The organism is Ectobacillus sp. JY-23, from assembly GCF_023022965.1.
Lineage (GTDB): Bacteria > Bacillota > Bacilli > Bacillales > Bacillaceae_G > Ectobacillus.
Map to the genome: position 1 here is coordinate 901,735 of NZ_CP095462.1, position 23,259 is coordinate 924,993.

At 39.7% G+C, this 23,259-nt stretch carries 25 protein-coding genes; 3 read left to right on the forward strand and 22 right to left on the reverse strand.

Annotation, left to right across the window (positions count from 1 at the left end; all coding sequences use genetic code 11):
• Window positions 1-16: 16 nt before the first annotated feature.
• The 4 genes from gpsB to MUG87_RS04720 form a co-directional block, all read right to left on the reverse strand.
• On the reverse strand, window positions 17-331 hold the full coding sequence (gpsB, locus tag MUG87_RS04705) for a cell division regulator GpsB (RefSeq protein ID WP_247086020.1): 315 nt from the start codon (window positions 329-331) through the stop codon (window positions 17-19).
• A gap of 95 nt (window positions 332-426) precedes the next feature.
• A complete protein-coding gene (locus MUG87_RS04710) occupies window positions 427-978 on the reverse strand; it encodes an SLOG family protein (RefSeq protein WP_247086022.1) in 552 nt (183 codons plus the stop codon).
• Between the two features lie 166 nt (window positions 979-1,144).
• Window positions 1,145-1,624, reverse strand: a complete 480-nt coding sequence (locus MUG87_RS04715; RefSeq protein WP_247086024.1) for a spore coat protein — start codon at window positions 1,622-1,624, stop codon at window positions 1,145-1,147.
• 457 nt (window positions 1,625-2,081) lie between these two features.
• Window positions 2,082-2,435, reverse strand: coding sequence for a YppG family protein (locus tag MUG87_RS04720; RefSeq protein ID WP_247086027.1), 354 nt, complete (start codon window positions 2,433-2,435; stop codon window positions 2,082-2,084).
• Window positions 2,436-2,774: 339 nt separating this feature from the next.
• Between MUG87_RS04720 and MUG87_RS04725 the strand changes: the two genes are divergently transcribed.
• Complete coding sequence (locus MUG87_RS04725) at window positions 2,775-2,984, forward strand: YppF family protein (protein ID WP_247086030.1); 210 nt, start codon at window positions 2,775-2,777, stop codon at window positions 2,982-2,984.
• A gap of 34 nt (window positions 2,985-3,018) precedes the next feature.
• Here the strand turns inward: MUG87_RS04725 and MUG87_RS04730 are convergent, their stop codons facing one another.
• The 3 genes from MUG87_RS04730 to MUG87_RS04740 all read right to left on the reverse strand — a co-directional run bounded on the left by MUG87_RS04730 (window position 3,019) and on the right by MUG87_RS04740 (window position 5,053).
• Window positions 3,019-3,363 (reverse strand): DUF1798 family protein, encoded by a 345-nt coding sequence (locus tag MUG87_RS04730; protein WP_247086032.1) that lies wholly within the window; start codon window positions 3,361-3,363, stop codon window positions 3,019-3,021.
• A 13-nt stretch (window positions 3,364-3,376) separates the two neighbouring features.
• Window positions 3,377-3,619, reverse strand: a complete 243-nt coding sequence (locus tag MUG87_RS04735; RefSeq protein WP_247086035.1) for a hypothetical protein — start codon at window positions 3,617-3,619, stop codon at window positions 3,377-3,379.
• Window positions 3,620-4,045: 426 nt separating this feature from the next.
• Window positions 4,046-5,053, reverse strand: a complete 1,008-nt coding sequence (locus tag MUG87_RS04740) for a DUF2515 domain-containing protein (protein ID WP_247086038.1) — start codon at window positions 5,051-5,053, stop codon at window positions 4,046-4,048.
• A gap of 127 nt (window positions 5,054-5,180) precedes the next feature.
• On the opposite strand from MUG87_RS04740, the gene recU reads away from it, so the two are divergent.
• Window positions 5,181-5,777 (forward strand): Holliday junction resolvase RecU, encoded by a 597-nt coding sequence (gene recU, locus MUG87_RS04745; protein WP_247086040.1) that lies wholly within the window; start codon window positions 5,181-5,183, stop codon window positions 5,775-5,777.
• Window positions 5,778-5,841: 64 nt separating this feature from the next.
• Window positions 5,842-8,337, forward strand: a complete 2,496-nt coding sequence (locus tag MUG87_RS04750; protein ID WP_247086043.1) for a penicillin-binding protein 1A — start codon at window positions 5,842-5,844, stop codon at window positions 8,335-8,337.
• An 11-nt stretch (window positions 8,338-8,348) separates the two neighbouring features.
• On the opposite strand, the gene MUG87_RS04755 is transcribed toward MUG87_RS04750, so the two are convergent.
• The 15 genes from MUG87_RS04755 to bshB1 all read right to left on the reverse strand — a co-directional run bounded on the left by MUG87_RS04755 (window position 8,349) and on the right by bshB1 (window position 23,251).
• The gene (locus MUG87_RS04755) at window positions 8,349-8,861 is read right to left on the reverse strand and encodes a YpoC family protein (RefSeq protein ID WP_247086046.1); all 513 of its coding nucleotides are present in this window, start codon (window positions 8,859-8,861) and stop codon (window positions 8,349-8,351) included.
• Window positions 8,858-9,511 (reverse strand): endonuclease III, encoded by a 654-nt coding sequence (gene nth, locus MUG87_RS04760; protein WP_247086048.1) that lies wholly within the window; start codon window positions 9,509-9,511, stop codon window positions 8,858-8,860. The genes MUG87_RS04755 and nth overlap by 4 nt, the downstream gene beginning before the upstream one ends.
• Window positions 9,512-9,523: 12 nt before the next feature.
• The gene (locus MUG87_RS04765) at window positions 9,524-10,216 is read right to left on the reverse strand and encodes a DnaD domain-containing protein (RefSeq protein ID WP_247086051.1); all 693 of its coding nucleotides are present in this window, start codon (window positions 10,214-10,216) and stop codon (window positions 9,524-9,526) included.
• A gap of 340 nt (window positions 10,217-10,556) precedes the next feature.
• Window positions 10,557-11,849: an asparagine--tRNA ligase gene (asnS, locus tag MUG87_RS04770; RefSeq protein WP_247086053.1), complete on the reverse strand. Its 1,293-nt coding sequence runs from the start codon at window positions 11,847-11,849 to the stop codon at window positions 10,557-10,559.
• A 126-nt stretch (window positions 11,850-11,975) separates the two neighbouring features.
• Entirely contained in the window at window positions 11,976-13,160 is a 1,185-nt protein-coding gene (locus MUG87_RS04775; RefSeq protein ID WP_247086055.1) for a pyridoxal phosphate-dependent aminotransferase, read from the reverse strand.
• 23 nt (window positions 13,161-13,183) lie between these two features.
• Entirely contained in the window at window positions 13,184-13,663 is a 480-nt protein-coding gene (locus MUG87_RS04780) for a cell wall elongation regulator TseB-like domain-containing protein (protein WP_247086058.1), read from the reverse strand.
• Between the two features lie 7 nt (window positions 13,664-13,670).
• Entirely contained in the window at window positions 13,671-13,841 is a 171-nt protein-coding gene (locus tag MUG87_RS04785; protein WP_124563907.1) for a YpmA family protein, read from the reverse strand.
• A gap of 225 nt (window positions 13,842-14,066) precedes the next feature.
• Window positions 14,067-16,775: an ATP-dependent DNA helicase DinG gene (dinG, locus tag MUG87_RS04790; RefSeq protein WP_247087509.1), complete on the reverse strand. Its 2,709-nt coding sequence runs from the start codon at window positions 16,773-16,775 to the stop codon at window positions 14,067-14,069.
• A gap of 185 nt (window positions 16,776-16,960) precedes the next feature.
• On the reverse strand, window positions 16,961-17,344 hold the full coding sequence (gene panD / locus MUG87_RS04795; protein WP_247086061.1) for an aspartate 1-decarboxylase: 384 nt from the start codon (window positions 17,342-17,344) through the stop codon (window positions 16,961-16,963).
• Window positions 17,329-18,192, reverse strand: coding sequence for a pantoate--beta-alanine ligase (gene panC, locus MUG87_RS04800; protein ID WP_247086064.1), 864 nt, complete (start codon window positions 18,190-18,192; stop codon window positions 17,329-17,331). The genes panD and panC overlap by 16 nt, the downstream gene beginning before the upstream one ends.
• Window positions 18,183-19,028, reverse strand: a complete 846-nt coding sequence (panB, locus tag MUG87_RS04805; protein WP_247086066.1) for a 3-methyl-2-oxobutanoate hydroxymethyltransferase — start codon at window positions 19,026-19,028, stop codon at window positions 18,183-18,185. Before panB ends, panC begins: the two co-directional genes overlap by 10 nt.
• Window positions 19,029-19,301: 273 nt before the next feature.
• Entirely contained in the window at window positions 19,302-20,276 is a 975-nt protein-coding gene (locus MUG87_RS04810; RefSeq protein WP_247086068.1) for a biotin--[acetyl-CoA-carboxylase] ligase, read from the reverse strand.
• On the reverse strand, window positions 20,261-21,439 hold the full coding sequence (locus tag MUG87_RS04815) for a CCA tRNA nucleotidyltransferase (protein WP_247086070.1): 1,179 nt from the start codon (window positions 21,437-21,439) through the stop codon (window positions 20,261-20,263). The genes MUG87_RS04810 and MUG87_RS04815 overlap by 16 nt, the downstream gene beginning before the upstream one ends.
• Window positions 21,426-22,568: an N-acetyl-alpha-D-glucosaminyl L-malate synthase BshA gene (gene bshA / locus MUG87_RS04820; protein ID WP_247086072.1), complete on the reverse strand. Its 1,143-nt coding sequence runs from the start codon at window positions 22,566-22,568 to the stop codon at window positions 21,426-21,428. The genes MUG87_RS04815 and bshA overlap by 14 nt, the downstream gene beginning before the upstream one ends.
• On the reverse strand, window positions 22,565-23,251 hold the full coding sequence (bshB1, locus tag MUG87_RS04825; protein ID WP_247086074.1) for a bacillithiol biosynthesis deacetylase BshB1: 687 nt from the start codon (window positions 23,249-23,251) through the stop codon (window positions 22,565-22,567). The genes bshA and bshB1 overlap by 4 nt, the downstream gene beginning before the upstream one ends.
• Window positions 23,252-23,259: the final 8 nt, after the last annotated feature.

Genomic DNA, 23,259 nt, shown 5'->3' on the forward strand with positions numbered 1-23,259 from the left:
CTCATTTTTATACCTGTTAATCGTATAGCTTACTACCAAATACAGCCTTCTCCAAATTCGATAGTCTACGCAGAATATCAGTATTAGTATTATTGTACACAGGAGGGGTAGATGCGACTGGTGATGGCTTTAATTTCTGTTCTTCAAGCAATCGCTTCAATCTGGCATTTTCCTGTTGCAAACTCTCCAATTCCTGATGAAATGTTTCATAATCTTTAATAACCATATCCAAGAATTTATCAACTTCTTCTTGTTGATAGCCGCGAATTCCTGTTTTAAATTCTTTTTCTAAAATTTCTTTCGCTGTTAATTTTAATTTATCGGAAAGCATTTCTCTCACCTCAAATCATCAAAACTTAAATATGTAACGTACTCAAGCATATTTTACCATTCTGGCAGTTGTTTGTACAATCTCTTCTTATTATGTTACTCCCATTCTTGCTGTTTCCATTGTTCCTCTTCCATAATACTTTGCAGCTCTGCAAAGTCAATTAAGTAGCACGGATAATTCTGTTGCTTACGGGCTTCTTGTACCATAAACTTAGGACTGCCTTCCTTTTCTTCATCGTACACCGCTACAAGCGCTTCACTCTTTTCAATAAAAAAGCGGGTTTTCATTTGAAATTGTTGGGGATGCTCATATTTCTTCTTCGTAATACTATCTATATGATCTACTTGCGACATCACGAATTCGTAGTATTCTTTATTTGCTTCATTCCATTTTTCCTCCTGCTCTAAAAAAGGAGTAAACACACCCACCTTTAATTCAGGAAAATCCATTTGCAACTCAAATACCACTTCTGCAGCCCAAAGCTCTACACCTAACTGTCCGCTAATTATCACCCACTCTAAGCCCTCTTCAAGAAAAGAAAGCAAAGCATGACGAATTGCTGTTTTTATATATGCTATTGCGGGATGCTTTTGAGAAAAAATACCTATTTCAAATGGTTTATACCCTGTTACTGCAAGTATTCTCATACATACTCCCCTTCTTTAATATAGTAAGGGCTCTAAAGTTCTCTGCTAATTTCTACTATAAGGGTTCGCCTATTCACTTCAAACAACAAGTTCCCATTATTAATACTAAACCTTAACATAACCGTTTTAAAAAGGAAAAGAACCAGCGATGCTGGCTCTTTCTGTTTTACTTTTTAAACATACCGCCAACCATGTTTGCATTTGGGCCCATATTTCCTGTTGCGGCACCTGCTACTTGACCACCAGGACCAAAACCAGGACCGAAACCAGGACCGAAGCCAGGACCGAAGCCAGGCGCCATAGCACCTGCTACTTGACCACCAGGACCGAAGCCAGGACCGAAGCCAGGCGCCATAGCACCTGCTACTTGACCTGGTACAAACGGTGCTGGACCAAAACCAGGAACGTTTGTCTGTTGCACTTGCGTCACAGCTGATTGTGTTTGCGGGAAGTAATGTTGGTTTTGAATAGTTTGATTATTAACAATTGTCGTGTGTGTTGGATGAATGTGTGGTACAACTGTTGTAGAAAATGTGTTTGTGACACAATGCTTTGTCGGATGGACGACAGGTGGCAATGTGTTTACCGGCCCTGTTACAGCCGGAGAAACGAAGGAAGGCCCTCCAAAACAAGGATTACAATACATATTTTTTTCTCCTCTCCATCAAATGTACTTACACTTTACAATATGACAGAGTTCTGATGCTTGCCTGATACAAACACCTATTTCTTAAGAGAAAATAGTGTACAAAACATGTTTAAAGTTCGTAAATACCAAAAACGTCAGCGTTATCATCGCAAAGAACATGTATAAGATTGCTTTCTTCACGTTTTCCCTCTCCATTTATAAATAGTCTACACAAGATATAATTTTAAAACGTAATAAGATGACAGACAACCTTTTTATAGAACGAAAAAATAAATTTATTTATTTAGAATTTTCAAAAAATAAATATAAAACCCCCATCGTTTTTATATTCTATAATATTAATTATATAATTTAAGTTCTTTTTTAAGAACAAAATTTGTTATAACTCTATGTTATTTGTTAATTCTTTACATGCATAGTTACTTTATAAAAATAAAGGGCAGGTATTGCCCTTTTACTTAATAAAAAATCCCCCTACCTGCTTGACAAGCCCAGTAACTTGATTCATTGCATTCATCATTTGCCCTGCTGTATTCATCATTTTATTAATGTCATAATTACCATCAGCCGTTTTGAATTGAGATACTACACTGGAAAATTGCCCTTGTTGTTGTTTTTTATAATTTTGTTTGTTCATGGTTGGATACGGTGTATAGGGATTCCAAGCGGCTTGAGGCTGCGGCGGATAAAACATAGGTGAATTCATCTGCGATATTTGAAAGGGCTGATAATAGTTAACTTGTGGGGCTTGATACGGTTCGAATGGGTGCATATTGTACATATAAGGACCTTGTTGATGCGGAAACATACTCTTCCCTCCCATTGTCATATTTATAATTAGAATATGAAAAAAGGGCGGATAGGTAACTGTATGTAAGGAATTTTTCAAAGGAAATCCTATAACTAGAACTATTGTTTTTACGTACATGTAGGAAACTCAAGAACAAGTTATTTTAGCCTGTAACTTTACAATAGATTTTGTCGTCATACAATTTATAATCTAAAATTCATCTTGATGCATATATTACATATGAGTTGCTATATATGTCTATCCTTGTCGGAATTCTAAATTTTTAAAATTTATTTAATAATAGCGTTTTCATGTTACGATACATATGAAAGTCAATTCTTTAAGGGGGTTAAAAGAATGACATTGGGAGAGCTTCGTACATTATTTATTGGATTAAAGCAATATGAGCCTGTAGATTCAAACGAATTGCTCGATTTTGCACGACAACGCTATTTAAAGGGAGAGATAGCTTTACTTCAATATCGTGATATGATTCGTGAATTGGAAGCATTAGGTGCAAAAAAGCCAGACTATGAATTAGAAGGTATCATTCACTCACACATATAAAAAACTTTGCGCGTACGCGCAAAGTTTTTTACTGTTAATTCACTTCGTCAATGATGTTGTTTAGAACATATGCAATAGCTCTATGTGTTTCTAAAAACCGCCTTACCTTCGTATGGGGCATAAAGCATTCTAATGCGTTTCGCTGCAAATTTTCATAGGCCTGCTCAATCTGTATAATATGAATAAAACGAGGTTTTTCTGCACGCACCCATTCCACAGCTTCTTTTTTCCATTTTTTTACCAATTCATCAGTTTGCTCTACAAAAGGCTTAATATCTGTATAAAAATCTGCTGTTTGTTCCATTCTTTTATAAAATATCTTTAGTATTTCCTCATTCTTTTGAAAAACTTCATTCGTATAAAATAATAATTGACTCACATTCTCACCTTTTCTATACAACAGGCAGGGCATGCATATATGTTTTGAGCCACCAACCTTCCTCGGAATGACGTGTTAGCTTCTCTTCCATGTGGTTGACCCGTACTGCAATAATTTCAGCATACTCCAAAACCTGATTTTCTTTATATTGTAACGCATGATTAACACGCAATGCTATGTTTGTTTCTAATAGATCAAAGCTGCTAATTAGCTCCTCCATTTGTTGCAGTGCACTTTCTTTAGGAACTACCTTCATAATCGATACCTCCCTTAACTTGTTATTATTCATATTCTGTCTACACAAATGCACTCCCTTCATGTATGACAAAACTAGTTTCCATTCGGCAAAGAAAGTGTTTTTTCTCCGCATGTTTTACAACCAATCGGCAAAAATACATACAGGAGGTGTTTAACATGGCAAAAAACAAGTCTGAAAACAAAAAAAAGCAAGATAAAAGCAAACAACAAGCACCACACACAGGCGACAAAAAGCTAGATGGACCTAACTTCCCAGCAACCTAGACAAGCGAAGGTGACAACTTAGACACATATCCGAGGTTCTCAAACCGATGGAGCTAGTCACTTCAAACAAACCTTGCAAAAAAGCAAGAGCACCTGCTCTTGCTTTTTACATATTACGAAAGAAGTCTTCCCTTCAAGAGCTGGCTAATTGGTGGGGAGTTCACTCATCCCGATAGAGAAATTGTTCAAAAGCAGAAAATACATGCAGTTGCTTTTGTTTAATTAAAAACCAGTCTGTTAGATCAAACTGCTTTTGTTCTTCTACAGGTTCAAATAATGCAAGTACTTCATTGGTGCTAAACCAATCCTCCATTTTATGACGCTGATGTGGGATAATGGGATACACATCTCGCAGAATCGGTGTATCCGGCTCTTTTACGAATGGAAAATATTGTTCATAATCCATTCTGGAACCTGTATGAACCGTTTCCGTGGCAAACACCTCAAATTGCTGGTTATATTGCGGATGAAACAGTAGCCATGCTAAACGTTTACCAAGCTCTATCCTTTTGTGTACATCGACAAATTCATGCACTGAAAACCCATACAGCTTTCCGCTTACAGTCGGAAATAATACTGCACTAAAGTGCAGCAACTCTTGAAACTTAAATAGTACTGAATTAAATACATGTTTTTTAAAATAAGGATGTTCGATTACAGGCTTTTGAATCATATGTTGCTCATTTATAATAAGTGCTGTCATCATTCTATTTTCATTTCCTTCTTTCCAAAACAACTCCCACTCTCGTTCCATAAAAACAGAAACGGAAAACGCTTGAAGCAGATAAAATAAGGCCTTATTAGCACGTACTGAATACGCATACACTAACAGTTGCGGATAAGCATCTGAAAAAATAAACCAATTAGCGCGTTCATATGTTAAAAACAAACGCTTTCTTACATCCTTTGAAAGCATTTTTGGATAGTACTTACCTTCTAAGTCAGCCATATTCCATCCCGCATTGCGAGACACCATGCTGGCCAAAAACGCCCACTGTACATGCGGATATTGTAAGTAATACTCTTGATACGCGTGTGTACGTGCAATATTATCAACATTTCCTTTCCATGTTAAAGCTTCTATTTCATTAATTATTGCTTTATCTTGCTCAGTCCACAATGTGTTATTTCTACGCTTTTGAATTGCTTCGTACTCACCTCCATGCACATGCTTCCCTCCCCGCTCATTATTTAAATCCACCATTATTGTGCTAGTAAAATTTTATAAACTACTGATGCTATTTTTTTGATATAATCACCTGTAGTACCTTATTTTAGTTTGGAGTGAAAGTGTAATGACCATTCGCTATCCCAACGGTAAAATATATAACAATGTCACTCATAATACACCCGTAAAAAACCATACTTATAGTAACAGAGGAATGTCGCTGGAAGAAGAGTTAAACGAAACCAATGCTTATTACACAGAGCATAGCATTGCCTGTATACATAAAAAGCCCGTTCCTATTCAAATTGTAAAAGTGGATTATCCGCAAAGAAGCGCGGCCGTTATTAAAGAGGCATATTTCAAACAACCTTCTACAACCGATTATAACGGGGTGTATAAAGGTCGATATATTGACTTTGAAGCAAAAGAAACACAGAATAAGACCAGCTTCCCATTACAAAATATTCATCCCCACCAAATTCAACATATTAAGCAAGTGCTTGCTCATAATGGCATAGCATTTTTTATCATTAAGTTTGCACACCATGATGAAACCTATTTTTTAAAGGGCCAAGATATCGTTCGATTTTGGACAAGACATGAAGAGGGTGGGCGCAAATCCATTACCAAACAGGAAATTGAGCTATGCGGACATCGAATTAAATCAGGGTTCCACCCCCGCATTGATTATATTCCTATACTAGACATGCTGTATTTTTCGTGATACATTCATCAATAAAGTTCATGTCTTGACTTTTTTGAGATAGTGAAAGGTAGGAGAAAGGATAATGTCGGATAATTATCGTTCTCGCGAAGAACGTAAGCAAGCTGAAAAAGCGAAGCAAGAACAAAAAAAACAAAAAAGCGAAAAACCTCGTAAAAAAGGATCGTTTTTTAAGAAGTTTCTTATTACTTGCCTACTCCTTGGAATCATTGTATTAGGAGCAGGTGTTTCGACTTTTTATGCAATGATTAAGGATGCACCGAAAATTGATGAAGCTAAGTTAGCAGATCCTGTTTCAACCAAATTTTATGATAAAGATGGCGGTTTTATACATGAGTATGGTGTAGAGCGACGTACTCCGATTACGTATGAGCAAATCCCAAAAGTGCTTGAAGACGCATTTCTCTCTACAGAGGATGCTAGATTTTATGAGCATCATGGCATTGATATTAAACGTACGGCGAAAGCGATTTTTGAAAACTTGACAAACGGATTTGGATCACAAGGTGGTAGTACAATTACACAGCAGGTAATTAAAAACTCATTTTTATCACCTGACAAAAATTTAAAACGAAAAGTGCAAGAATGGTACCTCGCCTATAAGCTGGAGCAAAAATACTCTAAGCATGAAATTTTGGAAATGTACCTTAACAAAATTAACTTAGGGAACTATTCTTGGGGAATCGCTGCAGCTGCCAAGAACTATTATGGCATTGAAGTAAAAGATTTGAAAAATCTAACATTGCCACAAGCTGCTATGCTGGCAGGTTTGCCACAGCTACCAAATGCTTATAACCCTTCTAAACCGGAGAATGAAAAAGAAGCCACCAAGCGTAGAAATCTTGTGTTAACATTAATGCATCGACAAGGTGCTATTACGGAAAAAGAAATGAAAGAAGCAATGCAGGTACCTGTTCGTGAAGGCGTTCGTGAACCAGCTCAAAATCCAATGCCTTATCAAGCATTTCTTGATGCAGTGGCTAAAGAGGTGGAAGGACAGCTAAAGGATGTAAACATTGGAACAGATGGCCTAGCAATCTATACGACACTTGATCCAAAAGCACAAGCGTATGCGGAACAATTAGCAGAGTCTGGAGACGGATTTAGATATCCAAACGATCAGTTCCAAACCGCATTTGTATTTCAAGACACAAAAACTGGAGAAGTACGCGCCATTGCAAGCGGTCGTAAGGAAAACAAAGGTTCTTTTAGAGGAAGTAACTATGCTATTGATTTAGATAGACAGCCGGGCTCTACATTTAAACCAATTCTCGCTTACGGTCCTGCTGTAGAGCATTTAAAATGGGCAACTTCTCACACAATTGAAGATAAAGAAACAAAGTATGATACAGGAGCTGAAATATCCAACTGGGATAATAAATATCATGGCTTAATCACTATTCGTAAGGCGTTGGAACAATCATATAACATTCCAGCTTTATTAACCATGAGAGAAGTAGGTAAACCTAAAGCAAAAGTATTTGCTGAAAATTTAGGTATCACTTTTGCTAACAATACAGTATTTGAATCATATGTAATTGGGGCGAATCAAGTCAGTCCGATTGAAATGTCCGGTGCCTACAGTGCATTCGGTAATAACGGGGTATATATTAAACCACATTTTGTTACGAAAGTTGTATTTCCGGACGGAAAAGAAGTAAGCTTTAAACCAAAAGAAAAACGAGCAATGGCGGACTACACATCATATATCATTACAGATATGTTACGCTCAGTTGTAAAAACGGGGACAGGAACAAACGCAAATGTATCTAGACTTGATGTGGCTGGTAAGACCGGTACCACAAACTTTGATAAAGATACGATGCGCAAATATGGCTATCCTGCCGATGCAACGAACGACAGTTGGTTTGTAGGATACACACCACAATATACGATGTCCGTTTGGACTGGATATGCAAAGAACGGGCAAGGTATGTATTTGAATAAAGAAACATCACGCATCGCGCAATATATCTTTAGAAATATGATGAGCAAGTTTGGAACAGATACTTCTCCATTTGAGCAACCATCCACTGTATACCGCTTTGGCAATGAGCTTGGGGTAACAGGTGGCGAAAAAGTAGTACTACCAAAAGAAAAACCTGATGCTCCAACCGGGGTGGCCGCAAAGTATGATGCCGCTTCTAATACTATTACTTTAAAATGGGCATATACAGCTTCAGAAGAGATGAAAGATGTCTCATTTGACGTAGCATACTCACTAGATGGCGGCCCGAAAACAACATTAACAAACACCAAAAGTACAAGCATTACTCTTGGTAATGTAAAAGCAGGTGGTCGCTATACATTCTTTATTACTGCCGCAGCAAACGGTAAGGTCAGCGATGAAGCAAAAATTACGGTCGCTGTGACAAACGTGGCAAAGCCGGAAGAAAAGCCATCCCCACCAGATAACGGTGATGGTACAAATCAAGGTACACCACCTACAGAAACTCCCCCAGGTACAGGTACTGAAACTGAGACACCACCAGGGTCCAGTAATCCAGGTGAAGCAAAACCACCGAAGCCACCGGCGCAATCGCCACTTGGTATTCCATAAAGAAAAGACCATCACTTTGATGGTCTTTTCTTTTTTATCATCATCGCAGCAAATAATTTTTCTAGTTCTTCGTATAACTGGATAAGCTGTATAAATGCATGATAATGCCCGGGGCGATTAATGATAAAAACAAAGCGTTCTTCTATATTGACCGGCTTGCTTGATAGCATATTTAGGTTTGATATTGCTAGTTGCGGAGTACGTACATATAGTCCGTTTAACCAATACAAACTTGATAAATAATGCGCTGTATAATGAACCATCAGCGGCTGCGCTTCATCTCTTTTTCGTTCCTTAAACAAGCGAGAAATAGAAGGCTTATTAGATTTCCAGCTTTCTAATACAAGAGGTATAGCATAATCTACATCAAGCCAAGGCTCATAGGCAGGTATGTCTTGCCCCTTTAATATGTCATAGGTAAAGTAGCCGTTTTGAATAGTGTATTCAATAGATGTCTCATCATAAATAAGCTCTTCATTAACAAATGGTGAGATTTGAAACGCTGCAGGTACCTTTATTCTCATTGTGTCTTACCTTTCATTCGCTTCTTTCCTTCTCTACACAAATCGAGCAGCGGACATACTTCACATTGGGGACGTTGCGCTTTACAATGATAGCGGCCAAAGAAAATCATGCGATGATGGGTAACACTCCATTCTTCCATAGGCACTTTCTTCATCAGCGTTTTTTCCACTTCTAATACAGAATCTTTCCACCTACAAAAAGCCAAGCGTTTACTAACGCGTTCAACATGTGTATCCACAGCAATTGCCGGAATACCAAAGGCTACTGAGACTACTACATTCGCTGTTTTACGCCCCACTCCTGGTAAGTTTATTAATTCATCACGGTCTTTCGGCACGTTTCCATCGTATCGTTCCAACAGCATTCGGCATAGACGTTGAATGTTTTTGGCTTTATTTCGATACAAACCAATGGAACGAATATCCTGCTGTAGCTCATCCAAAGGTACAGCTAAATAATCTTCGGGTGTTTTATATTTTTGAAACAATTCTCTTGTTACTTTGTTTACTAATGCATCCGTACACTGAGCAGATAAAGCGACAGCAATCACTAGCTCAAACGGATTGGAATGATTTAATTCACAGTGTGCACTCGGATACATCTCTGCCATTGTATCCAAACAATGGCGAATCTGTTTAATGGTGAGCACGGTCTCCCCCCTTTACTGCTCCAGCCAATTATAAAAAGGCACTTTTCCTGTATACGTAGTATCTGAGCGTGGTTGTTTTTGATGTTGTCTAAATTTCTTTCCATAGTTATGTGCTTGTTCAACCGTCTTGACACCATTTTTCTTCCATTCAAATAAAATTCGATCAATATAGCGGAAATTCAACTTACCGCTAATCACAGCTTCGCGAAGAGCTGCCTGAATTACAGTCCCATCGTGACCGTCTTGGTCCTGCCACATCGCAAGAGTCTCACATTCAAATGGAGACAACGGACGCCCAAATTCCTGCTCAAAAATACTATATAAACTAGATTGCTGTGCTCTCTCTTCCTCCACTTCTTCTCCCAATGTTTCATTCATTAAAAGTTGCAACATTTTTTCCCATAGAGGCTGCAGTGAATACATTTCACAAATTAAATCGCCGTCCCGACGCCCCTCAATAGTTAAGAGGCCTCTTTGTAGCAATACGCGTAAAATGTCCGCACATTGCATAGGATTAATTGTCATACGCGCTGCAATCTCATTGGGCGTAGGGAATAAATTCCCAGATTCTAAAAATGTGTGTACGTGTAACACAACCATAAACTCTGCTTCATTTAAACCGAGCTTTTGATAATTTGTCATCAATAACTTTGGAATTGCTATGCTTCCTTGCTCAAGCCACTGCAACATTACTCTCTTTTTCATGCCAACACCTCGTTTCTAGTATACACAAGTTGTCCATTCCAAAGCCACGGAAAAGCGCAAACAGCTTGTTTTAATACCGGCCAAAAACTTTAGCCGGAGCTTTAGAGTCAAATCGCTAGCAGGGCTAGCTTTCTTCTTTTTGGTCGGCTCTGTCGAAGACCTTTGCACGCTTTCCACGGATGGTCAGGGAGCCTCCTCACCGCTATGCCCCTGTAGGGTCTCTTTTTCCCGCAGAAACTTCGCCACTTCCACACTAGTTAACAAGTGGCCATGATCAGCACTAACATTTGACACCGCCTTTTCGTTAAAAAAACCCCCCATAAGCGGGAGGTCGAGCCTATTATGGATACAGACGGTTTAATAAGCGAGGAAATGGAATTGTTTCACGAACGTGTTCTACGCCAGATAACCAAGCTACCGTTCTTTCTAAGCCAAGTCCAAAGCCTGAGTGAGGAACAGAACCATATTGACGCAATTCTAAATACCATTTATACGCATCTTCACTTAATTGATGCTCGTCTAAACGTTGCTTTAACAGTTCATAGTCATCAATACGCTGTGATCCACCAATAATTTCACCGTAGCCTTCCGGTGCAATCAAATCTGCGCACAATACAACTTCTGGACGATTTGGATCGGGCTTCATGTAGAATGACTTAATAGACGCCGGATAGTGTGTGATAAATACCGGTTTATCGTAATGCTCGGCAATTGCCGTTTCATGTGGCGCTCCAAAATCATCTCCCCATTGAATATCATCAAAACCTTTTTCATGGAGGAATGTAATCGCATCATCGTACGTGATACGAGGAAACGGTGCTTGAATGCTTTCAAGCTTCGCCGTATCACGGCCTAATGTTTTGAGTTCAAGCGCACAGTTTTGAAGTACGGATTGTACTAAATAAGAGACATATTGCTCTTGTACACGCAAGTTCTCTTCATGATCTGTAAAGGACATTTCTGGTTCAATCATCCAGAATTCGATTAAATGGCGTCGCGTCTTAGATTTTTCAGCACGGAACGTCGGACCAAATGAAAATACTTTTCCAAGCGCCATTGCGGCAGCTTCCATATAAAGCTGTCCACTTTGAGACAAGTATGCATCCTCGTCAAAATATTTCGTATGGAATAATTCTGTCGTTCCTTCCGGTGCACTCCCCGTCAAAATTGGTGGATCTACTTTCACAAATCCGTTTTCGTGAAAGAATTGGTATGTAGCACGGATAATCTCATGACGAATACGCAATACAGCATGCTGACGCTTAGAACGAATCCACAAATGGCGGTTGTCCATTAAAAACTCTGTACCATGCTCTTTTGGTGTAATTGGATAATCTGTTGCCGCATGAATAACTTCTACATTCGTTACCGTTAATTCGTATCCGAATGGAGAACGTGCATCCTCGCGCACGATACCCGTTACATACAAAGAGGTTTCTTGTGTAAGGCCTTTCGCCTTTTGAAAAACTTCTTCTCCCACTTCTTCTTTTACAACGACACCTTGAATAAACCCTGACCCATCGCGCAATTGCAAAAATGCAATTTTACCGCTGGATCGTTTATTTGCAAGCCATGCGCCAATTGTTACTTCTTGATCTACATAGTGTTTTACTTGTCCAATAGTTGTTTTCACTTACCTGGTCCCTCCAAAAAGCTTCAATTCGATTGCGGAGCAAGCTCCTTCAAACAGAGCGAATTATATTGTCCATTATACATAGCAAAGCTTGCATATGTAAAGGAGGCTGATTGATGTCAGCCTCTAGTTTGCCATTTTCTTTTGCATAAAGTTCTGCATGCGCTCAATTGCCTTCTCTAATGATGTAAGAGAAGTTGCATAAGACAATCTAATGCAGTCGGGTGCACCAAAGCCAGAGCCCGGAACAACTGCTACTTTTTCTTCTTCTAAAAGCGCTTTTGCCCATTCATCTACCGAAGAAAAACCTGTCAATTTTGCGGCTTCCTTTACATTTGGGAATAAATAAAACGCTCCTTGCGGCTTAATACAAGAAAACCCTGGAATGTTGATTAGTTTATCGTAGACAATATGCAAACGTTTTTCAAATTCCACTCGCATTTGCTCCACTGCATCTTGTGAATGCTCATAAGCAGCAATTGTAGCGTATTGTGCGACCGATGTTGGATTAGATGTACTGTGGCTCGCTAAGTTCGTCATCGCTCCAATTAGTTGTTTATTTCCAGCTGCATACCCAATGCGCCAACCTGTCATAGCATGAGATTTAGAAACACCATTAATGATAATTGTTTGTTCTTTTAGTTCAGGCGAGAGCTGTGCAATTGAAACGTGTGTTGCATCATATACCAGATGCTCATAAATTTCATCGGACACAATGAGAACGTTGTGTTGTAAGCACACTTCACCGATAGCACGTAATTCATCTTCTGTATACACCATTCCTGTTGGGTTGCTAGGAGAATTGATAATTACTGCTTTTGTTTTTGCTGTAATTGCATTTTGCAACTGCTTTGGTGTAATTTTAAAATTATTTTCTTCAAAACCACAAACATACACAGGCTCGCCGCCAGCAAGTTTTACCTGTTCAGGATAACTTACCCAATAAGGTGTAGGGATAATAACCTCATCGCCTTCATCTAAAAGCGCCTGAAATAATGTATATAGTGCATGCTTTGCTCCGTTGCAAACAATGATTTCCGATGGTGCATACGTAATTTGCTGATCTGTTTTAAATTTAGCAATAATGGCGTTCTTAAGAGTCGCAAGTCCGCCTGTTGGTGTATATTTTGTATGACCTTCTAGCATAGATTTATACGCTGCTTCAATGATGTAATCCGGTGTATTGAAATCCGGTTCACCGGCTCCTAGACCGATAACATCAAACCCTTGTGCTTTTAGCTCTTGTGCTTTGGCTGTGATTTCTAATGTTGAAGAAGGTGTTAATGCTGATACGCGCTTTGCTAACTTCATCCTGTGTTCCCCCTGCATATATTTTAAATGCTGTAATACCCCTCATATTTGCCATCAATAAAGTTTAGATAATAGTAGGAGTAGCGACTCTCTTCGTCAATATATGTAATTTCCCAAAGCGGTACACCCTTTTCGGCACCTAATTTTACTTTTTCAATACGCTTTACATTTCGTTTTCTATCGTTTAGTAAAATTCGAATCGCTTCTTGCTCTGTAATACCTTCACTTTTTCGTTTTGCTAATACTTTTTGCTTTTTATTATTGGGCACCCATACAAACCAACTCGTCCCATTCTCATCTTTTCCCTCAATGACGTGATAAGCCGTCATGCCATGGTAATAATCGGTACTCGCAATGGTGACTAAATTCGCTTTTTTACGTGCTAGTTCTTCTGCCTGTACGATTCCCTTATCTTTTGAATGTACAGACGTGTTGTATACATATACAACTGTTACCATTACACCTAAAAATATACAGAAAATTATAAAAATCCACTTTTTCATTGTATCACTACGTTCTATATATCGTAAATATGGCTTTGTCTTTTTCTTTTTCGTCCAATGCAAGCCCAAACATTAAATCCTGTTTCTTTAAGGTTCTGTTTAAGCTGTCAACAACTTTATACAAGTCATTTGTATATTGAACACGTGTTGTGGCCAACACTTCAATTTTCTTTTCCATGCAAACCCCTCCATTACACAATATTGCTATTCATGAGAACAGCAAATCCAGTCTATAATATAGTTACATTCAGCACACGTCTCGCACCTTATTATAACAGGTCATACTGTCCTGTAAAAGTATGCGGACTAACTCAATGCAGTCATTTCCATTGCGTTATTAAAAAATTTTTCTTCTACCCACATTCTTAGCCTGTAGCAACTACAGGCTTTTTATCGTAAATCCTCATTCCTTGATAGAACACAATAATTCTTGCAACGATTTTTCATAAACCGACAACTCCGGCAAAGAAGCAAGAAAATCTTTTCCATATGATTTTGTTGCTATACGACGATCTAGTACAAAAAACAGCCCCCGATCACTTTCCTTACGTATAAGTCGACCAAAGCCCTGCTTAAAACGAATGATTGCTTGTGGTAAAGATAAAGCAGAAAAAGGATTCTCTCCTGCTTCTCGCAGAGCTTGACTCTTACGGCGCATTACAGGATCATTTGGTGGTGCAAATGGCAGGCGCACCATTATAAGACAATCAAGGGGTATATCCACACCTTCCCATAGGCTACTAGTTCCAAATAAGATGGCCTTTTCAAACTGCTGAAAGTTTTTCACAACGCGATTACGACTACCGGCGTTTGCGTTTAACACTGCAAACTGCGGCAAAGTGTCACTATCTTTCACTTCCGTATACAGACGTTTTTGCATGTCGTATGATGTACAAAGCACAAGTATGCGCCCTTGTACCGTTGCTGCAATCTCTATGATATGTGTAACCATTGCAGCTGTATACTCTTCAAATGACACCTCGTTAACATGCGGCAAATCGGTCGGAATCATGAGACTGACTTGATTTTTATAAGAAAACGGCGGAGGTACATACAACGTCGTTGGAAGAAAAGAAGACAGGCCTAAAGTATGCATCATATAATCAAAATTTCCCTTTACAGTCATTGTGGCAGAAGTAAGAATAACGCTTTTGCGGCTAGTAAAGAAACGTTCTGCTAATACATCCCTCACATCAGTAGGTTGATGATATAATATTGTGGAATGCAATGTTCCTTTTACATCAGCTTCCATCCACGTTACACCATCTAATTTTTGAGTTAGCAGTCGCTTCAGTATCTCACATTGCTTTTCTAGAGTCATTAAAGCGTTTTGCAAATCCTCGTATACAACAGACAGTGGCTCCTCTACTGTGTAAATTTTCATTATTTTATCTATTGAATGTGATAACCTATTTACCGCTTCTCTAATGGCGCGCCAAAGCTTTCCCTTTTCCATTTGTGCATCGTAGGCTTGTACGAGACGAACAGTGTCTATGTTTCCCTGCTTTTCAAATAAGAAAGCGCGAAGCATACGAAATAGCTCATCCGACTCAAATTTAATTTCTTTCAACCAATAATTGATTTCTTTAAATAAAGAAGAAGTTGTTTCTAAACGTTTACTTACTCTTGTTAAGGCTCCTTCTGTTTCTAAGGTTCCAATACGAGACAGTGTGGCCTGAAATTGTAAGCATGAAAACTTCTCACCAAGTGCCTGACTTGCTGTTTCTTCAATATGATGTGCCTCATCCAAAATGACACGAGAATAACTTTTAAATAGCGCATCTTCCTTATACGTGTCGTGAAATAAAAAAGCATGATTGGTGATGACAAGATCAGCAAAATATACTTGATGCTGAGCTCGTTTATAAAAGCAGCGATTTTCCCACCTCATGGAAGGTGCGCCCGTATTGCAAATTCTGTCCCATAAAAAGCGCCCTCCTGAAGGCAAATTCAGCTCATCCACATCTCCCGTTTCAGTCTGAAGTAACCACACAAGAATTTTCGCTTTTGTCAGTAGACTATCATAGTTTTTATCTTCTTCAAGCAAAGCCTGCTCAAATTTATGTAAACATAAGTAATGTTTACGTCCCTTCATTACAGCTACTTTAAAAGAAAAAGGCAGGATTTTTTCCAGCAATGGGATTTCTTTATCTAGTATTTGCTGCTGGAGCTGTACAGTTTGTGTACTGACAAGTACAGGCTCTTCTTCTTGCACAGCATGAAACAAAGCAGGTATTAAATACCCTAGCGTCTTACCCGTTCCCGTTCCTGCTTCTATGAGACAAACACGATCTTCTATAAAAGCCTCATGTACCTTTTGCATCATCAGCATTTGACCGGTACGTGGCTCAAATGCTTTCATTTTCAGCTGTAAATTTGTGTTTACTTCCGCTAAATACGCTGAAAACGAAATGGACTCTTTATAGAAGCTTTTTGTGGAAATATACTTTTTAAGTGCTATTCCATGTTGAATATCATAGTGCTGTTCATATGGCGTTTGTTCTTTATGTAAAATATAAAACGAAATGAACTGTTCTAAGTCGGTCTGAAACCCTCTGCTTAATTCATGCAAAGAGCATAGTGTAACATACGGAAGCGACTTTAACTTCTCACAAAGAATCAGAAACAATTCTCCTGTTACCATTGCATCGCTGTCGGCACGATGAGGATTATCATGTTGTAATTGAAATTGCTTAGCTAAATCGCTCAATTTGTAGCTTTCCGCTGTTGGAAACAGAATCCGTGCCAGTTCAACTGTGTCAATAACAGGACAATGCGGCACCGGCTGTCCTGCTTGTATAAATTCCTCGCGCAAAAATCCCCAGTCAAAATGTACATTATGCGCAACAAAATAAGCATCTTCTAATAGATCGGCTATCATAGGTGCAATATCCGCAAAAGATGGGGCCCGACTCACCATTTCGTCGTAAATACCAGTCAATTCGGAAATAAAGGGAGGAATTGACTTGCCTGGGTTTACGAAAGTTGATAAAACTTCCTGTATCTCACCGTTTTCAATTACAACAGCTGCAAACTCAGTAATTTTATCGATGCCACCCTTAGCTCCATTCCCAGTTGTCTCTAAATCCACGACCACATATTTCATACCAATCACCTCACTAGCCTGCCAAAACAATACTTCTTGCTTATACTATACCACGAAAGTAATAAACTTAGATACGAAAAGGCAAAAACCGATTTCTTCTGTAATAAGAATGCTACTGTTTTGATCTGTGGATGATCGTCTGCCACTATAAAAGGTGTCCTTTAAAGAGGACACCTTTTATAAGCAGCTCTTTATAAAATTGTCGATGCAGGCTCATAGCCAAGCATTTGTTCAATATTGTTTTGTTCGTCAAGTACAGCAATTTTAGGCTGATGCTCGTGAACACGCTCTTCCGGAACAAGGCCGTAAGCAATGATGATAACTTTGTCTCCTGGCTGTACAAGACGTGCAGCTGCGCCGTTTAAGCATACGACCTTGCTTCCACGTTTTCCTTTAATAATATATGTTTCAAAACGTGCACCATTGTTGTTGTTTACAATCTGTACTTTTTCGTTCTCAACCACACCTACTGCATCCATTAAATCTTCATCAATCGTAATGCTGCCTACATAATTTAAGTTAGCTTCCGTTACTGTAGCGCGATGCAACTTCGCTCTCATCATCGTACGAAACATAGTGCTTCTCCCCTTATCGTGATGTTATCTATTAGCCTTGCTTTGGAAAATTTAACTGCAATTGCAATGATAATTTCGTTTGTTACATCAGCTGGAATATGCAGTTCCGGATAAGACAGAATCTCTACATAATCCACTTCACCGCTTGTATGGGAATGAATATGTTGCATTATGGCATTTTGAATGTTACTAAGGCTTCTCTCTCCCCCTGCGATCATCCGTTTTGCCAGTTCCAGACTTTCGTATAAACGCGGCGCTTCTTGACGCTCTTGCTCCGATAAATAGACGTTGCGAGAGCTTTTCGCCAAACCATCCTCTTCACGAACTGTAGGTACCGGAACAAGTGTTACCGGAATATTATAATCGGTAATTAGTCCTTGCACCACTGCCACTTGTTGGGCATCCTTCATTCCAAAATAAGCTCGGTGCGGCATCGTGATATTAAACAGCTTTAATAAAACTGTTGCGACTCCATCAAAGTGACCTGGTCTTTTTTCACCACACAGCACATCAACACGCGATGTAACTGTAATATGTGTTGTACGCTTGCCAGGATACATTTCTTGCACATCTGGATAAAAGAGATAATCTGCAAATGAAGCCGCCAATTGTTCATCTCTTTCGATGTCTCGTGGGTATTTATCAAAATCCTCATTTGGACCAAATTGAAGCGGATTGACAAATACACTGAGTACCACAATATCATTTTCCCGTCTTGCTTCTTGTAGCAAGGTCAGGTGCCCTTCATGTAAATAGCCCATGGTGGGCACAAAACCGATTGTTTTTCCTGCCGCACGCACTGCCTGCACGGTGTCTTGCATACTTCTGATGCTTCGAATTATTTCCATGTTTGCTTGCCTCCGTATAAAGCGGCTAATTCTTCTTCTTTTATTGTAAAGGAATGTTCTACAGCAGGAAATTGCCTCGTTTTTACTTCTTGTGTATATTGACGAAGCCCACTCACAATAGCATCTTGTACAGAAGCGTATGCTTTAACGAATTTCGGAACGCGCTCTACACCGTATGTGATAAGGTCATGATACACGAGTACCTGACCGTCGGTTTGATTACCAGCTCCAATTCCAATTGTAGGGATTGATAGCATCGCGGCTATTTCAGCCGCCAACTGCATCGGCACACATTCGAGGACAAGGGCCATTGCCCCTGCTTCTTCACACTTCTTTGCATCCTCTATTAATTTACGTGCGCTTTCTGCATCTTTTCCTTGCACTTTATAGCCACCCAAAACGCCAACAGATTGAGGTGTTAATCCCAAATGTGCAACAACAGGTACACCGGCTTTCGTTAGGGAGTAGATAGTGTCTAATACTTCGTCTGCTCCCTCCACCTTTACTGCATCTGCATAACTTTCCTGAATAATCCGGCGCGCATTTTTCATCGTGTCTTCTTTTGAAACGTGATAAGACATAAATGGCATATCTGTGACAATAAACGTGTTTTTCGCTCCGCGTCTTACTGCTTTCGTATGATGAATCATATCATCTACCGTAACAGGGACTGTTGATTCATAGCCTAGCACCACCATGCCAAGCGAATCTCCAACTAGAATCAAATCTACATCAGCCTGCTCAGCAAGACGAGCGGACGGATAATCATATGCGGTTACCATCACAATCGCTTCACCGCGCTCCTTCATTTGCAAAAAGTCTTTTGTCGTCTTCATAATTCTCCTCCTTAAATTCGGATAAGGAGAGGGATGGAAAATAAATCGTTTCTTACAAAAAAACTTCTTTCCATGCGGAAAGAAGGATTCTACACAACATTCATCCCTCTGTCCCAGTCCATTTGGATCCAGGCAGAAACCTGTTTACGTGAATGACACAAATACACCTTGACTAAAAATAATACTGCTTGTATCTGTTTACGTAAGGTGCAGTTCTTTGAAGATACTGCCCATGTTCGCATTCATTATAACAAGCGATGCAACATTTTTCCACTAAATTTCAATATCGGCAGAATGGATATAATGAATGCTTCCGTTCTTTTCCTCCAATATTAGCACACCATCGTCTGTAATACCTATTGCTGTTCCAATCAAGGTTTCGTGCATGGTACGAGCTTTGATTTCTTTGCCGATACTAATTGCATAGCTCTCCCACAACACTTTAATCACCGTAAATCCATTTTGTAAATACTCCTTATACAGCTTTTCCATGTTAGCAAAAATTCGTTGCATAAGAGTGGCCCGGTTGACATGCGTTCCTTTTTCAATACAAAGAGATGTTGCAATGTTCTCAATCTCACTCGCAAAATGATACGACTGTTGATTCACATTAATACCAATACCAACAATCACTGCATGAATACGATCGGGATCAGCTTGTAGCTCTGTTAAAATTCCTACTGCTTTTTTACCGCCAATCAAGATATCATTCGGCCATTTAATCCCTACGGTAACACCAATCTCTTCAATTGCCTGTGCCACGCTAACAGCAGCCAACAGGGTAAGCTGCGGTGCTTGATGAACTGGGATGTTGGGTCTTAATAGTATGCTCATCCAAATCCCCGTTCCAGGCGGTGAGTACCATTGTCGATTTAATCGTCCTCTTCCCGCTGTCTGTTCCTCAGCCACAACCACTGTTCCCTCGGGTGCACCTTCATATCCGAGGCGTGCGGCGATTCTTTGTGTAGAATCTACTGTTTCTTGAAAATGAATATGACGCCCAATATACTCTGTCTCAAGCCCGAGATGAATCTCATTCGCAGTCACTTTGTCCGGTTTTTGCGCAATGCGATAACCGAGACGCCTTACTGCCTCCAGCTCATATCCTTCTTTTCGCAAATCCTCAATATGCTTCCACACAGCCGTACGCGAACACCCTAGTTTTTCACTAATCATTTGCCCTGATAGAAAGTCCCCATTAGCTTTTGAAAACAACTCCAAAAGCTGCTTTCTTATTGAAGTTTGCACCTCACCCACTCCTTTATATGTTCCCGGATATTGCTAACGTTTGCGTGTAACACAGCATGCTCAATTTCATTCAATAGCTGCGCTGTCCATGGCCCACCTGGTTGGCCTGTCCATTTTAATAAGTCTTTTCCCGATACTTGCAATTGCTGACGGTTCTGTATAGGTAAACCATTATACGTCGCTATCACGTCTTCAATTGCAGGCGCCTGTCTATGTAACACCGCATATATTGTTTCCACTAGAGCAATAGTCTCTTTCCCTGCTCCATATAGCATCTCAACACTCCAATTTGTAATGAGACGCTGTTGTAAAAACACAAGTGCTTCAGTCACCGCTTTTACTTTTTTATTAGAAAGCTTCCACTGCTTTAATACACCCGCATCCAAACCTGCTAGATATAATAACAAGGTCCATGCGCCAATATCATTTTGTACATACTTCCAGGTGTAGGACGCCGCTTGCAATAACTCTGCTTCTTTTTTCTCAAACCCTGGCAAGTAAAGATACAAATTCGTTTCCACCAGAAGCGATAAAGCTCGTTCCGGATATGTTCCTAGCAATAACTTCTCAAACTCTACCGCAATACGTTCTATGGAAATATGAGACAAAAGAGGAGCATGCTGCAAAATAGCTTGCTGCGTTTCTTGCTCCAGTGTAAAACCCAGTGTACTAACAAATCGAACGCCACGCATCATACGCAGAGCATCCTCTTGAAACCTTTCGCTCGGCGCTCCCACTGTTGTGATGATTTTGTGGTCAAGCGCCCGTTTGCCTTGAAACGGATCTACAATTCTCCCGTCCTCCGCCATAGCAATCGCGTTCATCGTAAAGTCACGACGCTGTAAATCTTCTTGTAATGATCGAACAAATGTCACTTCGGTCGGCCTTCTGAAATCTTCATAGCCTGACTCTGTACGGTACGTTGTAACTTCATAAGGTGTGTTGTGATACAGTACAATTACCGTGCCGTGTTGCAGCCCAACAGGAATATGTCTTGGAAACAACAGCATCACTTCTTCAGGAAGAGCGGATGTGGCAATATCAATATCCCCGATTGGGCGACCAAGCATATAGTCCCGGACACTTCCTCCTACAAAATAAGCTTCATGACCCGCTTCCTTTAGTTTGCGAATAATTGTGCCCGCTTCCTCAAACTGCTTCATGACCATCACCTAGCAGCTCACGATACAAGAATTCGTACTGGGCTAAAATACTCGCGGAACTAAATTTTTCTAGTACGGCTTGTTGCGCCTTTTCCTTCATTTGTGTATACAATAGTTCATTTTGTAAAAGCGCAATCGCTTTAGCAGCAACTTCGGCCACGTTTCCCACCGAACAAATATATCCTGTTTCACCATCTTCAATTACTTCCGGTATCCCCCCAATATCGGTTCCGATACACGGCACACCACAAGCCATTGCTTCCAATAACACAAGTCCAAAACTCTCCTTTTCAGATAAAAGCAGCATCAAATCACTGATAGAAAGCAGGTCTTCCACATTTTCCTGTTTTCCTAAAAACAGGACCTTTTCATCCAATTCAAGCTTCTTAACCAACTTTGTCATCGCGCAAAGTTCAGGTCCATCACCAACCAACAAAAGTTTAGCAGCTATTTCTTGTTCTATTTTAGCAAACGATTGGATAACATCATCTACCCTTTTTACTTTTCGGAAGTTAGAGATATGGATAAGTACCTTCTCTTCTGGTTTAATACCATACTCTTGTTTTAAATGATCTCTGTCTCGCCGCTTATATACACGTTCATCAATAAAATTATGTACCGTGCGAATTTCTTGCTGTGGTGCAATTTGACTCATTGTTTCTTGCGCTAAAGAATGTGATACGGCCGTTACAATATCGGACTGTTCAATTCCAAAGCGAATTAAGTTTTTTAAAGAGTCATCATAACCGAGTATAGTAATATCTGTTCCATGAAGAGTTGTCATAATTTTCACGTCGCGCTGTGCCATTTGCTTTGCTAAAATGGCGCAGATGGCATGAGGAATAGCATAGTGTACATGCAAAATATCTAGTTTTTCACGATCTACGACCTCAGCCATTTTGCTTGCAAGCGCTAAATCGTACGGAGGATATTGAAATACCGAATATTGGTTCACCTCTACTTCATGAAAATAGATGTTTGGATAGAATTTGTTCAAACGAAATGGCATGCTAGACGTAATAAAATGAATCTCATGACCTTGCTCTGCCAACAGTTTTCCAAGCTCTGTACCCACAACACCCGAGCCGCCTACAGACGGATAACATGTGATTCCAATTTTCAGTTTCATTGTATCCCTCCCAACACATCATGTAACAATACACTGCTAGTCATAAATCCTTCCGCATAGGCAACCCCTACCTCTTTGCCAAACAACTTATCCCTTGCAATAACAGATTCAATGTAACCGTCTGTTAGCGGCGTTGACACTTCTCCATCTAAAAACTGACTCTTATACGCCTGCAATGTGCGAATCTTGTCTTCCATATGTGCACTCACATCAATACAAAAAGAAGGCTTATGAAAACCATTAATCATATAAAAATATAAAGCAGTTGCTTTATGAGCAGGAAGGTGAGGCATATACTTGCGAATGCCTGCAGAAAACATTGCTTCCTCCACAAGACGTGCGCATGAAGCGTGATCGGGATGACGATCTTCCTGATACGGCGCAAATACAAATGTAGGTTTGTATGTACGGATGACTTCTGTTATTTGTTCCAAATACTCTTCTCTCCAATGCAAGCCGCGATCAGGCATTGCTAAATTAATTCGCTTTGTTAGTCCCATCACCTTAGCAGCATCTTGTGCCTCTTGTTTTCGTAACTCCACGTTACCGTTAGAAGAAAGTTCCGCTTGTGTGAGATCGCAAATACCAACTTTGTATCCCAGTGCTGTATATTTACGAATTGTAGCAGCCATACCGATTTCTACATCATCGGCGTGTGCTCCAAATGCCAATATATCTAACATAATGTTCT

Coding starts and splice junctions, on each gene's coding strand:
- gpsB (WP_247086020.1), bottom strand. CDS start 331: ATGCTTTCCGATAAATTAAAATTAACAGCGAAAGAAATTTTAGAAAAA.
- MUG87_RS04710 (WP_247086022.1), bottom strand. CDS start 978: ATGAGAATACTTGCAGTAACAGGGTATAAACCATTTGAAATAGGTATT.
- MUG87_RS04715 (WP_247086024.1), bottom strand. CDS start 1,624: ATGTATTGTAATCCTTGTTTTGGAGGGCCTTCCTTCGTTTCTCCGGCT.
- MUG87_RS04720 (WP_247086027.1), bottom strand. CDS start 2,435: ATGTTTCCGCATCAACAAGGTCCTTATATGTACAATATGCACCCATTC.
- MUG87_RS04725 (WP_247086030.1), top strand. CDS start 2,775: ATGACATTGGGAGAGCTTCGTACATTATTTATTGGATTAAAGCAATAT.
- MUG87_RS04735 (WP_247086035.1), bottom strand. CDS start 3,619: ATGAAGGTAGTTCCTAAAGAAAGTGCACTGCAACAAATGGAGGAGCTA.
- recU (WP_247086040.1), top strand. CDS start 5,181: ATGACCATTCGCTATCCCAACGGTAAAATATATAACAATGTCACTCAT.
- MUG87_RS04750 (WP_247086043.1), top strand. CDS start 5,842: ATGTCGGATAATTATCGTTCTCGCGAAGAACGTAAGCAAGCTGAAAAA.
- MUG87_RS04755 (WP_247086046.1), bottom strand. CDS start 8,861: ATGAGAATAAAGGTACCTGCAGCGTTTCAAATCTCACCATTTGTTAAT.
- MUG87_RS04765 (WP_247086051.1), bottom strand. CDS start 10,216: ATGAAAAAGAGAGTAATGTTGCAGTGGCTTGAGCAAGGAAGCATAGCA.
- MUG87_RS04775 (WP_247086055.1), bottom strand. CDS start 13,160: ATGAAGTTAGCAAAGCGCGTATCAGCATTAACACCTTCTTCAACATTA.
- MUG87_RS04780 (WP_247086058.1), bottom strand. CDS start 13,663: ATGAAAAAGTGGATTTTTATAATTTTCTGTATATTTTTAGGTGTAATG.
- MUG87_RS04785 (WP_124563907.1), bottom strand. CDS start 13,841: ATGGAAAAGAAAATTGAAGTGTTGGCCACAACACGTGTTCAATATACA.
- panD (WP_247086061.1), bottom strand. CDS start 17,344: ATGTTTCGTACGATGATGAGAGCGAAGTTGCATCGCGCTACAGTAACG.
- panC (WP_247086064.1), bottom strand. CDS start 18,192: ATGGAAATAATTCGAAGCATCAGAAGTATGCAAGACACCGTGCAGGCA.
- panB (WP_247086066.1), bottom strand. CDS start 19,028: ATGAAGACGACAAAAGACTTTTTGCAAATGAAGGAGCGCGGTGAAGCG.
- MUG87_RS04815 (WP_247086070.1), bottom strand. CDS start 21,439: ATGAAGCAGTTTGAGGAAGCGGGCACAATTATTCGCAAACTAAAGGAA.
- bshA (WP_247086072.1), bottom strand. CDS start 22,568: ATGAAACTGAAAATTGGAATCACATGTTATCCGTCTGTAGGCGGCTCG.
- bshB1 (WP_247086074.1), bottom strand. CDS start 23,251: ATGTTAGATATATTGGCATTTGGAGCACACGCCGATGATGTAGAAATC.